The organism is Streptomyces malachitofuscus (assembly GCF_055571035.1).
Genome location: NZ_JBVIGA010000003.1, coordinates 332,259 through 347,750, shown reverse-complemented (window position 1 = coordinate 347,750; position 15,492 = coordinate 332,259). Strand labels below are relative to the sequence as shown.

General features: G+C 73.5%; 11 protein-coding genes. 5 read left to right on the top strand and 6 right to left on the bottom strand.

Annotated elements, in window-relative coordinates; translation table 11 throughout:
* Window positions 1-208: 208 nt before the first annotated feature.
* Window positions 209-1,171 (bottom strand): DUF4349 domain-containing protein, encoded by a 963-nt coding sequence (locus ACZ44S_RS06320; protein WP_466925080.1) that lies wholly within the window; start codon window positions 1,169-1,171, stop codon window positions 209-211.
* A gap of 174 nt (window positions 1,172-1,345) precedes the next feature.
* Between ACZ44S_RS06320 and hemG the strand changes: the two genes are divergently transcribed.
* Both hemG and hemQ read left to right on the top strand, forming a co-directional pair.
* Window positions 1,346-2,803 (top strand): protoporphyrinogen oxidase, encoded by a 1,458-nt coding sequence (gene hemG / locus ACZ44S_RS06315; RefSeq protein WP_466925078.1) that lies wholly within the window; start codon window positions 1,346-1,348, stop codon window positions 2,801-2,803.
* 5 nt (window positions 2,804-2,808) lie between these two features.
* The gene (gene hemQ, locus ACZ44S_RS06310) at window positions 2,809-3,540 is read left to right on the top strand and encodes a hydrogen peroxide-dependent heme synthase (RefSeq protein ID WP_466925077.1); all 732 of its coding nucleotides are present in this window, start codon (window positions 2,809-2,811) and stop codon (window positions 3,538-3,540) included.
* Between the two features lie 123 nt (window positions 3,541-3,663).
* Here hemQ and ACZ44S_RS06305 read toward each other — a convergent pair whose 3' ends face one another.
* The 3 genes from ACZ44S_RS06305 to ACZ44S_RS06295 all read right to left on the bottom strand — a co-directional run bounded on the left by ACZ44S_RS06305 (window position 3,664) and on the right by ACZ44S_RS06295 (window position 7,577).
* Window positions 3,664-5,268, bottom strand: coding sequence for an alpha/beta hydrolase (locus ACZ44S_RS06305; protein WP_466925076.1), 1,605 nt, complete (start codon window positions 5,266-5,268; stop codon window positions 3,664-3,666).
* Between the two features lie 91 nt (window positions 5,269-5,359).
* The gene (locus tag ACZ44S_RS06300; protein ID WP_466925074.1) at window positions 5,360-6,142 is read right to left on the bottom strand and encodes a TIGR04222 domain-containing membrane protein; all 783 of its coding nucleotides are present in this window, start codon (window positions 6,140-6,142) and stop codon (window positions 5,360-5,362) included.
* A 118-nt stretch (window positions 6,143-6,260) separates the two neighbouring features.
* Window positions 6,261-7,577, bottom strand: coding sequence for an MbnB/TglH/ChrH family RiPP precursor modification enzyme (locus tag ACZ44S_RS06295; RefSeq protein ID WP_466925071.1), 1,317 nt, complete (start codon window positions 7,575-7,577; stop codon window positions 6,261-6,263).
* Window positions 7,578-7,817: 240 nt separating this feature from the next.
* On the opposite strand from ACZ44S_RS06295, the gene ACZ44S_RS06290 reads away from it, so the two are divergent.
* Window positions 7,818-8,018, top strand: a complete 201-nt coding sequence (locus ACZ44S_RS06290; protein WP_466925068.1) for a DUF2191 domain-containing protein — start codon at window positions 7,818-7,820, stop codon at window positions 8,016-8,018.
* Window positions 8,019-8,047: 29 nt separating this feature from the next.
* On the opposite strand, the gene ACZ44S_RS06285 is transcribed toward ACZ44S_RS06290, so the two are convergent.
* Entirely contained in the window at window positions 8,048-10,117 is a 2,070-nt protein-coding gene (locus ACZ44S_RS06285; protein WP_466925065.1) for a neutral/alkaline ceramidase, read from the bottom strand.
* A 239-nt stretch (window positions 10,118-10,356) separates the two neighbouring features.
* Here ACZ44S_RS06285 and ACZ44S_RS06280 point away from each other — a divergent pair, with 239 nt between their 5' ends.
* Together ACZ44S_RS06280 and ACZ44S_RS06275 are read left to right on the top strand one after the other, a co-directional pair.
* Window positions 10,357-11,832, top strand: a complete 1,476-nt coding sequence (locus ACZ44S_RS06280; RefSeq protein WP_466925063.1) for a glycoside hydrolase family 76 protein — start codon at window positions 10,357-10,359, stop codon at window positions 11,830-11,832.
* A gap of 47 nt (window positions 11,833-11,879) precedes the next feature.
* On the top strand, window positions 11,880-13,748 hold the full coding sequence (locus tag ACZ44S_RS06275; RefSeq protein WP_466925061.1) for a glycoside hydrolase family 76 protein: 1,869 nt from the start codon (window positions 11,880-11,882) through the stop codon (window positions 13,746-13,748).
* Window positions 13,749-13,765: 17 nt separating this feature from the next.
* Here the strand turns inward: ACZ44S_RS06275 and ACZ44S_RS06270 are convergent, their stop codons facing one another.
* Window positions 13,766-15,376 carry an alpha/beta hydrolase gene (locus ACZ44S_RS06270; RefSeq protein ID WP_466925058.1) on the bottom strand — a complete coding sequence of 537 codons (1,611 nt, stop codon included), beginning with the start codon at window positions 15,374-15,376 and terminating at the stop codon, window positions 13,766-13,768.
* Between the last annotated feature and the right edge of the window lie 116 nt (window positions 15,377-15,492).

Sequence of the window (15,492 nt, the reverse complement as noted above, 5' to 3'; positions counted from 1 at the left end):
GCGGGGGGGGGGGGGAGGTGGCAGGGTTAAAGCACCAGGGCTTCAGCCTCCCGCGTTCCTTTCGGGGGGTGGGCCTGTGACGCCGCGGACGTCCCCGCGGCTCCACCGCCGATGACCACCAGCCGTTCCCGTGCACCGTGCGCATCGCTCGTGTCCATGGGGCCACGCTACGGGGCGGGCGGTTCCCGCCGTTCCGGGACCGTTCGCTTCAGTCCTCGCCACCCCGCCCGCCGGCCGCCGGCGGCGGGGTCGCCGTCCGCGGGCGCCGCGGCAGCAGGGGACGCACGGCCTTCAGCCACAGCAGGACCAGCAGCGCGGCGACCGCCGCGAAGGGCAGGACCGCGCCGAGCACGACCGTCAGCCAGCGCAGCAGCGTCAGGAACACGTCCCAGCCGCCCGCGAGCGCGTCCATGAACCCGGGATCGTCGTCGTCCTTCTCGGCCTTCTCCGCCGACGTCCCGGACAGGGAGAGGGTGATGGTCGCCAGGCTCGTGCGGTCCTTCAGGGACGCCTGCTGGGCGAGCAGGGACTCCAGGTTCGCCTGGCGGGTGCTCAGTTCGCCCTCCAGGGTGACCACGTCGCTGAGCCTGGTCGCCCGGTCCATCAGCTCGCGGACCCGGGCCACGCTGGCCCGCTGCGACTTGATGCGGCTCTCCACGTCGACCACCTGGTCGGTGACGTCCTCCGCCTTGGCACGGCGTTCGACGAGCCTGCCCGCGCCCTCGAGATCGGCGAGGACCTCCGCGTACCTGTCGACGGGCACGCGCAGCACCACGCGGGTGTGCTCGCGGCCCTCCTCGTCCCGGCGGGTGGTCTCGTTGCCGACGTAGCCGCCCGCGTTCTCGGTCGTCGCGCGGGCCTCGTCCAGCGCCTTGGGCACGTCCTCGACCCGCACGGTCAGCGAGGCGGTGCGGATGATGTGGCTGACGGTGGCCTTCGGCGGTGCGGTGGCCTCGGCACCGCCCGCCGCTCCGTCCGCCGCGCCGCCCGGGGCGCCCTGCTTCCCGCGCGCGTCCGCGGCCGCCCCCTCGGCGGGCGCGGCGGCGGCCTTGTCGTCGCCCCCGGAATCCGCGGAGTCGGCGCCGGCGCTGCACCCGCCGACCGCGAGCGCCGCCGCCAGCAGGACCCCGGCCAGGGCGTGGACGGGTCGTACGGACCGTGGTGTGCGCATATGGGACTCCCCCAGCGTCGTGACGACCGACGTCGTCGTGATGACTGACGCTCCTTCGACGCCCAGGGGGCCCGGGACGTTGGCGTGGGACGGTCCCGATGCGGTCACGGTAGGGACTCGGCAGGGCCACATGGCCCTGGCGAAAGCGGCGGTGGCGTTTGAGAGGGTGGAGCCATGAGCGGATCACATGCGGGCGGCGGGCGGCGGGTCGTCGTCGTGGGTGCCGGAATCGCCGGTCTGGCGGCCGCGCACCGGCTGCTGGAGACCGGGGCGCGGGTCACCGTGCTGGAGGCCTCGGACCGGGTCGGCGGCAAGCTGCTGCCCGGCGAGATCGCGGGCGCGCGCGTCGACCTCGGCGCGGAGTCGCTGCTGGCGCGCCGTCCCGAGGCGGTCGGCCTCGCCCGGGACGTGGGCCTCGCCGACCGGCTCCAGGCGCCGGCCACCGCCACGGCGGCGCTGTGGACCCGCGGCTCCCTGCGCCCCATGCCCAAGGGCCACGTCATGGGCGTACCCGGCACCGCGGCCGCGCTCGCCGGCGTGCTGTCCGACGAAGGGGTCGCCCGGATCGGGCGTGACGCAGAGCTGCCCCGCACCGAGGTCGGCGACGACGTGGCGATCGGCGAGTACGTGGCCGCGCGCCTCGGCCGTGAGGTCGTCGACCGGCTCGTGGAGCCCTTGCTGGGCGGGGTGTACGCGGGTGACGCCTACCGCATCTCGATGCGCGCGGCGGTCCCGCAGCTCTTCGAGGCAGCCCGCGCCCACACCTCCCTGACCGAGGCCGTCCGCGAGATCCAGGCGAAGGCCGCCGCCGCGCGGCAGACCGGGCCGGTGTTCATGGGCATCGCCGGCGGCGTGGGCACCCTGCCGCTCGCCGTCGCCGATTCGGTGCGGGCGCGCGGCGGCGAGATCCTCACCGGTACGCCGGTCACGGAGCTGCGCCGCGCACCGGAGGACGGCTGGCGGGTCGTCGCCGGGGACCGGGTGCTGCGCGCCGACGGGGTCGTCGTCGCCGTACCCGCCCCGGCCGCGGCCGGACTGTTGCGCGCGGAGGCGCCCGGAGCCGCCGCCGAGCTCTCCGGTGTGGAGTACGCCTCCATGGCGCTGATCACCCTCGCCTACCGCCGCGCGGAGACCGAGCTGCCCGAGGGCAGCGGGTTCCTGGTGCCGCCCGTCGACGGGCACACCATCAAGGCCTCCACCTTCGCCTCGCGCAAATGGGGCTGGATCGCGGAGGAGAACCCGGACCTGGTCGTCCTGCGCACCTCGGTGGGCCGGCACGGCGAGACGGAGATCCTCGGCCGTGACGACGCCGGCCTCGTGGAGGTCTCCCGGCACGACCTGAAGGCGGCCACGGGCCTGACCGCCGCCCCGGTGGCGACCCGCGTCACCCGCTGGCAGGACGGTCTGCCCCAGTACCCCGTCGGCCACCACGCGCGCGTGGCCCGCGTCCGCGAGCACCTCGCGGGCCTCGCCGGGCTCGCCGTGTGCGGCGCGGCCTACGACGGCGTCGGCGTCCCCGCGTGCATCGCGAGCGCGTACGCCGCCGCCGACCAGATCAACGGTGACCTGCGCGGTGTGCAGGAGCTCACCGCCCACCCGGTGCAAAGCCTCCATGGCGGAGCAGGAGAATGAGGGACATGAGTGACGACGCCACCACCCCCGCCCCCGACCGGATCCCGAACAAGGGCAAGCTGGCCAAGGACCTCAACGAGGTCATCCGCTACACCCTGTGGTCCGTCTTCAAACTGAAGGACGTGCTGCCCGAGGACCGTGCCGGTTACGCGGACGAGGTGCAGGAGCTGTTCGACCAGCTCGCCGCCAAGGACGTCACGATCCGCGGCACCTACGACGTGTCGGGTCTGCGCGCGGACGCCGACCTCATGATCTGGTGGCACGCCGAGACGGCCGACCGGCTGCAGGAGGCGTACAACCTCTTCCGCCGCACCAAACTGGGCCGCGCCCTGGAGCCCGTCTGGTCGAACATGGCGCTGCACCGCCCCGCCGAGTTCAACCGCTCGCACATCCCGGCGTTCCTCGCCGACGAGACGCCCCGCAACTATGTGAGCGTCTACCCCTTCGTGCGCTCCTACGACTGGTACCTGCTGCCCGACGAGGACCGCCGCCGCATGCTCGCCGACCACGGCAAGATGGCCCGCGGCTACCCCGACGTGCGCGCCAACACGGTCGCCTCGTTCTCCCTCGGCGACTACGAGTGGATCCTCGCCTTCGAGGCCGACGAACTGGACCGCATCGTCGACCTCATGCGCCACCTGCGCGGCTCGGAGGCCCGGATGCACGTCCGCGAGGAGGTCCCGTTCTTCACGGGCCGCCGCAAGGACATCGCCGACCTGGTCACGGGCCTGGCCTGACCCCGGGCCCGACCGGACCGCGGGGTTCGGCTTGGGGTTCGCGGGTGGTGCCGGGGCCCGTGAGGGCTCACCGGGGCCGCACCCTCGCCCGGGCCCGCGCGGTCTCGCGTGCCCGGGCGGTGCCTAGCCGGCCGTCGGCCGGGACTGCGGTTGCGGCTTCGGCTGGGGGTGCGGGGCGCATGCGGCGCGGCGGCCCGGGACGCGGCCCTCGAGGAGGTACGCCTCCAGGTGGCGGTTCACGCAGGTGTTGGGGCCGCCCGCGATGCCATGGCTGCCGGCGTCCCGCTCGGTCACCAGCGTCGAGCCCGCCAGCCGCCGGTGCAGCTCCAGGGCGCCGTCGTACGGGGCGGCCGCGTCCCGTTCCGCCGCCAGGATCAGCGTCGGGGGCAGCTCACCGCGCCCGGCGCGCACGTCCAGGGGTTGCTGACGGGGCGCCTTCCAGTAGGCGCAGGGCAGATTCGTCCACGCGTTGGCCCAGGTCTCGAAGGGGGCCCGGCGCGCGAGCCGGGTGTGGTCCCGGTCCCACACCGCCCAGTCCGTCGGCCACGGCGCGTCGTTGCACTCCACGGCGAGATACACCGCCCGTGCGTTCTCCGCCTCCGCCGCCGCCTCCGGATACTCCTGCGCCAGCTCCACCAGCGGCGCGGCATCGCCCTTCAGGTACGCCGACAGGGCCCGTGCGCGATGCGGCCAGTGGTCGTCGTAGTACCCGGCCTGCAGCATCGCGGCCTGCAACTGCTCCGGCCCGACCTTTCCGCCCGCCGGCTCCTTCGCCAGCCGTGCCCTGGCCTCGTCGTAACCGGCCCGCACCTCCCGCGCGGTACCGCCCAGGCCGTAGGTGTCGTCGTGCCGGGCGACCCACGCCAGGAAGTCCGCCCAGCGGTGCTCGAACGCCGCCGACTGGTCGAGGTTGTTGCGGTACCAGATCTGCTCCGGGTCCGGGTTCACCGCCGCGTCGAACACCATCCGCCGCACGTGCGAGGGGAACAGCGTGGCGTACAGCGCCCCGAAGTACGTGCCGTAGGACGACCCGAGGAAGGTGAGCCGGTTCTCGCCGAGCGCGGCGCGCACGACGTCCAGATCACGGGCGTTGTTGAGCGAGTTGTAGTGACGCAGCGCGTCCCCGGCCCGCTCGGCGCAGCCGCGCGCGTACGCCTTGGCCCGCGCGACGCGCTTGCGCTTGTACGCCTCGGAGGGGTGGACCGGCGCCTTCGCGGGGCCCTTGAAGAACGTGCCCGGGTCCGTGCAGGAGAGCGGGGCCGAACGGCCCACTCCGCGCGGGGCGTAGCCCACGAGGTCGTACGCCGCCGCGATGCGCTTCCACGCGGGGAGCGCGCCCATCATCGGGAAGTACATGCCGCCGGCGCCCGGCCCGCCCGGGTTGTGGACCAGGGAGCCCTGCCGGCGCACCTTGCGCTTGCTGTTGTCGGGGTCCTTCCCCGTGGCGCGGGTGCGGCTGACGGTGAGTTCGATCTGCTTGCCGTTCGGGCGCGCGTAGTCGAGCGGGACGCGGACCGTGCCGCACCGGACGGTGCCCGGGAGCTGCTGCTCGGCGGGGCACGCGCCGAAGTCGATGCCCCGGTCGGCGGCGCGCGCGGCGGCCACGGCGGTACCGCGCAGCTCGGCCGCGGAAGGCGCGGCGTGGATTCCGGCGCCGGCCGGAGCGGCGGCCCAGGTGGTGAGGAGCACGGACCCGGCGGCCACATGGACGGCGGCGGTGGTTCTCATCGACGATCCCTTCGGTGCACGGCGGCGACAAAAGGGATGTTTCGGGTGATGGAGGTGCGAGGCAAGCACCCCTCGCCGGGGTGTGTCGGCGTCAGTGCCCGTGATGCGGCTCCCGGTGGGCGAGGGCCGCGCGCAGTTCGGGCTCGCCCACCGCGCGGATGCCGCGCACCGCGACGGAGGTGAGGTATGTGCGGTCGTCCCCGGCCTCGCCGGCGCCGAGGGGCAGGGAGCCGAGCAGCCGCAGGCCGGCGGGGGAGGCCCAGCGCGAGTACGGATGGATCTCGAACCGCGCGATGGCCAGGCAGCTCAGTGTGAGGATCAGCGGCAGCGTGAACCACAGGGCGACCAGGTGGCGTGGCATGTCCGACGGAACGGGCATGAGGAGGGCCGCGACCCCCAGCCCGGCCACGGCCGGCACGGCGAGCCGCACCCGCCGCACCGCGTCCGCGACGGTCGTACCCGCACCGTCGGGGACCGCGAGTCCCGCGCTGACCAGCCGGTCGCCGATCCCGCGCACGGCGTCGGCGGCCGCCGCGGCCGCCCGCACCGGCGCGATGGGTGACTGTCCGTCCGGCCCTATCGCCCCTATGACCGACCGCTCCATGTCGTCGCGCCCGCGCGGGTCGACCACCGTCGCCCAGCCGGTGTGCGCCAGCAGCAGCCGCCGCTGACGCGCCATCGCGACGAGCGTGACGTCGGCGACCCTCCCGGGGCCGCCGGACAGGAACGCGGTCTCGTACAGCGTCAGAGCGCGCTCCGCTCCCGCGGCGGGTCCGGTGGCCGCGGCGGCGCCGTGCACGGCGGCCAGGCACAGCCGCAGGCACGCCACACCGGCGACGGCCCAGGCCAGGAGCAGGAGAGGAACCCAGAACATGACTTGTTTGTAAGCGAAACGGCCGCGAGAACACCATGGTCTGTTCACCATCCGGACGCAGTGTTGTCGGTATGTGACGTTCCGTTTGGTTCGCGCGGCCGCGTGCCGGCCGGGAAGGTCAGCGCCGCAGCAGCACCCGTCGCGTGGCCCGCACCAGCCGCACCGCCGGCCTGTTCGACCGGGGCCGCGGTCCCGACCGCTCCAGCCACCACTCCCGCAGCTCGCGCCGTGTCCGCGCGTTTTCCGGCCGCCCGGCCAGCAGCAGTTCCTCGACGAAGTCCATGGCGTCCTGCCGGTAGCCGCCGGTCATCGGCTGCGTCTGCGCGTACGCGACGAAGGCGGGCCGGTACTCCGCTGCGAGGATCGCCGGCAGCTCGGGCGCGACCTTGCCGACGACGTCGGCCCGCTTGGCGGCGAGCGCCCGCGCCTGCACCCCCATCCGCACCCGGTCGAACCCCTCGGGCACGGGCGTACCGGCGACCAGCGCCGACAGCACGGCGGTCTGCGCGAGCGCGAGCCGCTGCCGCGCGGCCTCGGCTCCGGGAACCTCCCCCGGCTCCTCGGACCGGGCGGTCGCGAGCGCGGCCCGCCCCGCGTCCCGGCTCTCCGCCCCCCTCTCGACCGCGCGCCGGATCGCGGCCAGTTCGCGCTCCATCTCCTCCGCCTCCGGGAAGTTCTCGTCCCGCTCCAGCAGCACGCCCGGAGGGGAGACCCTTGACGCGAGATCGGTGAGGACCTCCAGCACGGGCTCCGGAACGGGGTGGGCGTGGCTGTCGTGCCACACGCCGTCCCTTTCGAACCCGCCCGCGACATGGACGTACGCGAGGGCCTCCAGGGGCAGTTCGGCGAGTGCCTTGGCCGGGTCCTCGCCCCGGTTGACGTGGTTGGTGTGCAGATTGGCGACGTCGATGAGCAGCCGCACCCCGGTGCGGTCGGCCAGGTCGTAGAGGAACTGCCCCTCGGTCATCTCCTCGCCGGGCCACGCGAACAGCGCGGCGATGTTCTCCACCGCGAGCGGCACGGGCAGCGCCTCCTGGGCGATCCGGACGTTCTCGCACAGCACGTCCAGGGCGTCACGGGTGCGCGGCACCGGCAGCAGATGCCCGGCCTCGATCCGCGGGGACGCGGTCAGCGCCCCGCCGGCCCTGACGAACGCGATGTGCTCGGTGACGAGCGGCGACCGCAGGGCGACGGCCCGCTCGGCGAGCGCGGCGAGCCGCCCCTCGTCCGGCCGCTCGGCGCCACCCAGTCCCAGGGAGACCCCGTGCGGTACGACGGTCACCCCGCGCCCGCGCAACCGCACCAGCGACTCGGGCAGATGTCCGGGGCAGACGTTCTCCGCGACCACCTCGACCCAGTCGATCCCCGGCATACGCTCCACCGCGTCCGCGATCTCCGGCCGCCACCCGATCCCGTTCCCCAGTCGCACGGTCATCCCCGCCCCCTCCTGCACCCGGCTGTCCCGCCCGGCCCCCGATCGTCCCCACCGGACGTGACAGGGGTATGACCCCGCCGCCCGCGGCCGAATCACGCCCCGGCGACTTCAGAGGAACATTTGAGGTTGGGGGCGTTCGGGCCCGAGGCAGCCGCCGGGAACGCGTGAGGAAGCCCTTCGCGGACGGAATCGGCCGGCGTCCCTTACAGTACGGACGGAGCGCTGCGCGAGGGGGGAACAGTGGCAAAGGTCAACATCGGTCTCGACGCCGAACTCGTGGTGGAGGTCATGGTTCTCGCAGGGATCGGCTCGCCGCAGGACGCGATCGAGGCGGTCGTGCGGGACTACGTCGTCCGCGGTCACCGCACCGAGGCACGCACCGAGCTCAAGGACCAGAACCTGCGCGAACTCGACGCCAAGCCGCAGGAACCGCAGGGCTGACCCTCCGGGTGTCCCACGGGTGCCGCGGGTCAGCGCACCACGAAGGCCGGTGAGGTGCCCGTGAACGGGGTGATCGTGCCGACGAGGCTCTTGGCGTCGCCGTGGTAGACGATGCGGTAGCTGCCGGGAGCCGTGCCCTGGGGGATGTCCCAGGTGATCGTGACCTTGGATGCGGCGATTCCGTCGCGGGCCCAGTGGAAGCGGGTCGGCCAGTCGCCGTCGTCGGCGACGGTGTGCCAGGTTCCGTCGGGGTTCCGGCGCTGGATCTCCAGATAGGTGTCACCGCGGTGCAGGTCGTTGCCCGGGTGGGCGCCCGCGAAGACGGCCTCGGCCCGTTCGCCGGCCCGGTAGGTCTCCCGCGGCGGCACCAGCACGTCCCCGAACCTCCGCAGCAGCGGCGGCGCGTCCAGCACCACCCCCGGCTGCAGGGAGAGCGCCTTGCCGGACAGGTCCGGCGGCTTCGGGCCGAGGGGCAGCTCCGTGCCGTCGCGCAACGCGGTGGCCAGGGCCGCCGCCGTCTGCTGGAGCGCCGGGAGCTGCCAGCGGCCGAAGAGGGTGCTGCCGCCCTCGTACTGCTGCGCGTCGTACTCCTCGGGGGTGGTCACATAGTGGAAGTACGCGTTCGCGTACCCGGCCACCAGGACGTCGTCGAGGTCCGCGCCCACGATGCCGGCGACCGTGCGCCGCAGCCGCAGGCCCGCGCAGACGGTCACCTCGCCCGGGATGCCGATCAGATGGAGGGCGCCGATGCGCACCAGCATCACGGGCACCCGCTCCTGCACCCACGGGTAGACGCGGTTCATCTCCCCGATCGGCACGAAGACGTCCTTGGGTGCCTGCGCCTGCTTCAGCTCCGGTGACACCGTGTAGACCACGGAGTCGGAGATCGCGTCCCAGAACGGGTTCTCCCCCTCCTCGAAGCCGGGGAAGGCCGGCCCGTCCTCCATGCTGCCCGCCGCCATGGAGGCGCCGACGCAGGGCTTGGACGTGCGGTGGGTCCGTCCGTCACCGGTGAACTCGGGGCGGACCGTGACGTCGGAGAGGTCGACGTACACCAGCCGGGAGTCGACCGGGCCGGACAGGGTGACGCCGGAGCGCCGCACCTGGGCGGCGGCGGCCTCGTACTGCCGGAGTCCGTTGGCGCGGGTGTGGGCGAAGTCCTCCGGGGTCGTGGGCGGCTGGAGGTCCAGGTTGGGGGACATGTCGCCGCTGTTGGTCTGGGCGAACGCCGAGACGAACGCGGGGGAGCCGTCGGACAGGTAGTCGACGTCGTTGACCTCGCGCTCCCAGTGGTAGGCCGCGTAGCCCTTGTTGTCCGCGCTGATCAGCCGGTTGTCCCCGGACATGCTGGTGCTGTGCACCGGGAACCAGTTGACGGCCCCGACGGTCCGGCCGTCCCGTTCCACGCGGAGCAGGGTGGTGTGCGTGTCGACGGCGTCCGGGAAGTGGTCGCGGTCGGCCTTCGGGTTGCGGTCGAAGGCCGACCGGGAGCGGTTGACGCTGGCCCCGGTCAACGTGCCGTGGCTGAGCACGAGTCCGGAGGGCGCCAGATCCTCGTGGGCCCGCTGCGCGGCCTCGAACAGGCCGTCCGCCACGGCCTCGAAGGTCTTGCGGTGGAAGCCGAACGTGGTCGTGTTGTACAGCAGATGGTGCGAGTAGCCGCCGGGTCCCGCGTGGGTGTGGGTGGCGGTGATGAGCACGTTCTGTTCGGTGTAGAGGTCGCCGTAGGCGTCGGCGAGCCGGCGCAGCACCGCCTGGTGCACGCTCCCGAAGATCATCGGAGAGTCGGCCACGATCAGCATGACCCGCCGCCCGCTCGCCTCGTCGGCCACGACGAACGCCCGCGCCCGCAGCCGGGTGTGCAGCCCGGCGGCCTGCTGGTCGAACCGGCCGTAGCCCATCATGCCGACCTCGGCCACCTCACCGGTGGCGTCGGCGAGACCCCGGCCGACCTGGAAACCGCCGCCACGGGCGGCGGCGGGGGCGGCGGTGGCCCGGCTCGGGGCCGCCATCTGCGCACCGGCCAGCCCCAGACCGGTGAGGGCTCCCGCCCGCAGGACGGTACGACGGCTGCGCACGGGACGAGGTTCCGCGGACATGTGCTGCTCCTCCGGCTCGGACGGCCCCCCGCGGACAAAACCTGAACAACATTCAAGTTCTGCGCCCCCATTGGTACACCGCGCCTCACGGGCGCCGCAAGAGGTGTGCCGAACTCTCCGGGGGCAGCGGGAGCCTCGCCGTACCCGTTCGCAACTCTTCTGCGTGCGCGTCTCGTTGACGCTTCACCCACCCGGTACTACCTTGCGAGAGCGCTCTCACCCCCCACAGGGAGCAGCCCATGATTCCTTCACGGAGATCCCTCCGGCACCCTGCCGCGCTGCTCGCCCTCACGCTGTGCGCGCTGTTCCCGGGGACCGCTTCGGCGGACGCCCCGGCGGCGCCCCGGGCCACCGCGGCGGACATCTGCAACAAGCACTGCGACGGCAGGGACCCCGCGCTCGCCCCCGGTGACCGCGTCCCCGTCACGGCGACCGTCCACTCGCGGTCGGTCGCCCTGCACTTCGACGACGCCGACGCGATGGGCTGGGCCTCTCTCGGCAACGGCAGCCCGGGCGACGAGGTCTGGCTCGACCGCTCCTTCGACGGCGGCCGCACCTGGAGTTCGGGAAGCCGGCTCGGCGACACCACCGTGCCCCCGGGACAGCGCGGCCGGCGCACCCTCATGTACAACGTGGACGACTGGGGCGCGCACGGCGTCGGCGCGCTGCGGGCCTGCGGCAGGGCAGGCGACCGCCCGGAGATCGCCTGCACCCCCTGGGCGCGCACCACGTGGAACGCCGGTGACCGGCGCACCGCCGCGGCCACCGCCCTGATGACGTTCTACAACTACGGTACGGGCCTGTTCGACACCACCGGCTGGTGGAACTCCGCCAACGCGCTCACCGCGCTGATCGACAACATCCGCGCCTCCGGCATGGGCAGCTACACCTACGCGATCGCCCGTACCTACGACCTGAACCGTGACGCGCGGGACGGTCAGTTCCGCAACGACTACATCGACGACACCGGATGGTGGGGCCTGGCCTGGGTGGCCGCCTACGACCTCACCGGCGACAGCCGCTACCTCGCCACCGCCCGCGCGGACGCCGACCACATGGCCGCGTACTGGGACGCCACGTGCGGCGGCGGGGTGTGGTGGAGCACCGCGCGCACCTACAAGAACGCGATCGCCAACTCCCTGTACATCCAGCTCAACGCCGCGCTGCACAACCGGATCCCGGGCGACAGGACCCACCTGGACCGGGCGCGGGCCGGCTGGTCCTGGTTCCGCGGCACCGGCATGGTGAACGGCTCCCGCCTGGTCAACGACGGCATCGACCTCGGCACCTGCCGCAACAACGGCGACACGGTGTGGTCGTACAACCAGGGCGTTCTCATCGGCGCCCTGACCGAGCTGCACCGCGCGACGGGCGACGGCGCCCTGCTCACCGAGGCCCGGCGGATCGCCGACGCCGCCACCACCGCCGCCGCCCTCCACACGACGGACGGCATCCTGCGCGACCCGTGCGAGAGCGGCAGCTGCGAGCCGGACGGGCCGTCCTTCAAGGGAGCGCACGTGCGGGGCCTGGCGGAACTCGACGCCGTGCTCCCGGACCATCCGTACACCGGCTACCTCCGGCGCCAGGCCGACCGCGCCCACGCGAGCGACCGCAACGCCCTCCACCAGTACGGGCTGCGCTGGTACGGCCCGCTCGACTCGGTGGACGCCGCGCGCCAGCAGAGCGCCGTCGACCTGTTCAACGCCGCGCCCTGACCGTTCAGCGCCGTGCCCCGACCGCGTCACGACGAAAGGACGAACCGATGTCCGTCCGGATCCAGCGCGTCCTCGGTGCCTGGATGGTCATGGCCCTCGCCCTGACCGGGCTGGTCGCCCTTCCCGCGCCCGCGCGCGCGGCGGCCGCGCCCGTCTGCGCCCTGGCCTGCGACACCCTCGACCCCTCGAAGGCGGCGCAGGACACCTTCCCCGTTCCGCACCGGAACATCAACGGCCGGATCCTGCGGCTGCATGTGTCCGGGCCCGACAACATGGCCTGGGCCAGCATCGACGAGGCCGTCCCCGGGGACGCCGTCTGGCTGGACCGCTCCTGGGACCGCGGCGCCACCTGGGAGGGCCTGCTGGGCAAGGCGTCCGTCCCCGGTACCTGGACCGGCACCCGGACGCTCATGTACAACATCAGCGACCCGGTGGGGCACCGGCGCGGCTGGATCCGCGCCTGCGGTGACGCGCACGCCGTCACCTGCACGGACTGGGTCCACCCGACCGTCTGCGACGGCTCCTCCTGCGACGGCGCCGATCCCGCCACCGCGTCGGGCGACGACCGGCCGGTGCCGGCGACGACCCTGTTCGGCCGCACCATCAGCCTGCACATGGACCACAGCACCGGCATGGCCTGGGGCGTCATCGAGAACGGCGGCGCGGGCGACGAGATCTGGCTGGACCGCTCCTGGGACGGCGGTGCGACCTGGCCCGAAGGCTCCTCGCTCGGCCGCACCGGCGTGCCCTCCGGCAGGACCGCCGCCCGCACCGACCTGTACGCCACCCGCGACCCGCGCGGGCTTCTGTACGGCGGCGCGGTCCGCGCCTGCGGCCGCGAGGCGGCCCACCAGGAGGGCAGCTGCACGGCATGGGCCCGGCCGGTGCCCACCCGGGCACGCGCCGCCGCGGACGCCCTCATGGCCTCGTACCACACGAACGAGGGCTGGTGGCGCAGCAGTTGGTGGAACTCGGCGGTCGCGCTCACCGCCCTCATGGACTTCGCCGAGCGCACCGGGCGGCACGACTACGACTGGGCCGTGGCCCGCACCTACGAGCAGAACAAGGGCGTCTTCCCCGCGGGCGTGCGCAGTTCGGACCCGGTCGAGGGCCACTTCATCAGCCGCGCCGTCGACGACGCCGGGTGGTGGGCCGTGGCCTGGGTGACCGCCTACGACCGGACAGGGCAGCGGCGCTACCTGGACGAGGCGGTCGTCATCGCCGACTACCTGCACACGCACTGGGACCCGGGCACCTGCGGCGGCGGCATGTGGTGGGACCGGGAGCACACCTACAAGAACGCGGTCACCAGCGGCCTGTACCTGTGGGTCACGACCGCGCTGCACCAGCGGCTGCCCGGCGACACGGTGTGGGGCGGGCGCGCCGAGACGGCGGCGGAGTGGTACCTGGACAGCGGACTGATCAACTCCGCGGGTCTGGTCAACGACGGCCTGACCAGGGGCTGCGCCAACAACGGGCAGACCGTGTGGAGTTACAACCAGGGCCTGGCCATCGGCGCCTTCACCCAGCTGTGGCGCGCCACGGGCGAGACCCGCCACCTGGACACCGCGCGACGGCTCGCGGACGCGGCGATGTCCTCACCCCTGCTGACCCGTAACGGCGTTCTGACGGAGTCCTGCGACATCGGCACCGCGTCCTGCGACGACAACCAGAAGCAGTTCAAGGGCATTTTCATCCGCCACTTCGCCGACCTCGCCGACGCCACCGGGTCGGCCGCGTACCGCGACTACCTCACCCGGCAGGCGGAATCCATCTGGACCACCGACCGCGACCCCCTCAACCGGCTAGGCCAGCGCTGGGCCGGCAGCACCCCCAACCAGACGGACTGGCGCACCCAGGCCAGTGCCCTCGCGGCGCTCACCGCGCGGCCCGGCCCGGGTGCCCGGTCCGGCTGATCACCACCCAAGCGGTGCTACTGCTTCCCGTTCAGCGGTTCGTGCTCGCACACGCTCCCGGGGGACGGGACCTTGCCGTCGAGGAGATAGGCGTCGACGGTGTCCTGGACACAGCGGTTGCCGGAGTCGTACGCGCCGTGGCCCTCGCCCTTGTAGGTGAGTTCGACGCCGACGCCCTTGCCGAGCTGCTCGGCCATCCGGGCGGCGCCCGCGTACGGGGTGGCGGGGTCACCGGTGTTGCCGACGAGCAGGATGGGCGGCGCGCCGGGGGCCCGGACGTCGGGGTGGCCGGCCCTGCCGGGCACCGGCCAGTCGGTGCACTCCAGCGCTCCCCACACCATCGTGTCGCCGAAGAGCGGTGAGGCCTCCTCGAACGCGGGAGCCATCTCCCGGACGTCGTCCACGGTGTAGCGGTCACTGCGGTCGGCGCAGGTGATGGCGGTCTGGGCGTCCTGCTGGTCGCTGTAGACCCCGGCGTGGCGGTCGCCCAGGGCGTCGGCGAGGTTCAGCATGGTCGCGCCCTCGTCCCCGGCGAGCAGCTCGAGCCCCACCGCGAGGGCGGGCCACGCCGACTCCAGGTAGAGCGCCCGGACGACCGCGTCGAGGAGGAGGGAACCGGTCAGCACCCTCTCCCCGTCGAGGGCCAGCGGCTTGTCGTCGAGCGCCGCCTCCAGCTCCATGACGAGCGCCTGCACCTCGTCGACGCTGTCACCCAGCGGGCAGCCCGTCCGGACGCACCACCGGGCGAAGTGCTCGAAGGCGAGCTGGAACCCGCCGGCCTGGGCCAGCGCCTCCTCCATCCCGTCGAGTGTGGGGTCCACGACCCCGTCCAGGACGGCACGGCCGACGTGGCGGGGGAACAGGTGGGCGTAGACACTGCCGAGTTGGGTGCCGTACGAGATGCCGAAGTAGTGCAGCTTGTCGTCGCCCAGCAGGTGCCGCATCAACTCCATGTCGCGGGCCGCGTCCTCGGTGCCGACGTGCGGGAGCAAGCGGCCCGACTCCCGCGCGCACGCCTGCGCGTACACCTCATGGCTCCGCAGGACGGCCCGCACCTCGTCGTCGCCGTCGTCCGGGGTGTCGTCCTGCTCGGACATCTTTTCCATCGCCTCGGCGTCCAGACAGGTGACGCCGTCGCTGGCGCCGACCCCGCGCGGGTCGAAGCCGACCAGGTCGTAGCGGGTGCGGAGCTTCTCGTAGTCGGCGGCGAGGGCGGGCAGGGTGGCGACGCCGGACTCACCCGGGCCGCCGAAGTTGAACAGCAGCGAACCGATCCGGTCGCCGGCGTCCTTCGCACTGGAGCGGGCCCGGATCAGCGCGACGTCGATCGTCTCGCCCGCCGGCTTGTCCCAGTCCAGCGGGGACTTCATGGTGGCGCACTGCCACCGGGTGCCGTCCGGCAGCGGCTCGGGGGCCTCTCCTCCGCCTTGCAGGGGGGACGGGGCGGGGCAGTCCTTCCAGCTCAGGGACTGCGCCCATATCCGTCCGCGGTCGTTTCCCTCGCCGCCGCCCCCGCCTCCACCACCGGCACTGCCCTCACCGGTGTGACCGCAGGCGGCCAGGGACGCGGAGAGCAGTACGGTGGTGGAGACCAGGGCAGCGGCGGCTGTCACAGGTCTTCCAGTCATGCGCCCAGCCTCCGGCCGCCCCACCCCCTCCGCACGGTCGCACGTCCATCCGGGGGAACGGCCGCACCCGCGCCCGTCAACTGCCCCCGCGTCCCGCCGTCGTGGCGTTCCGCTGG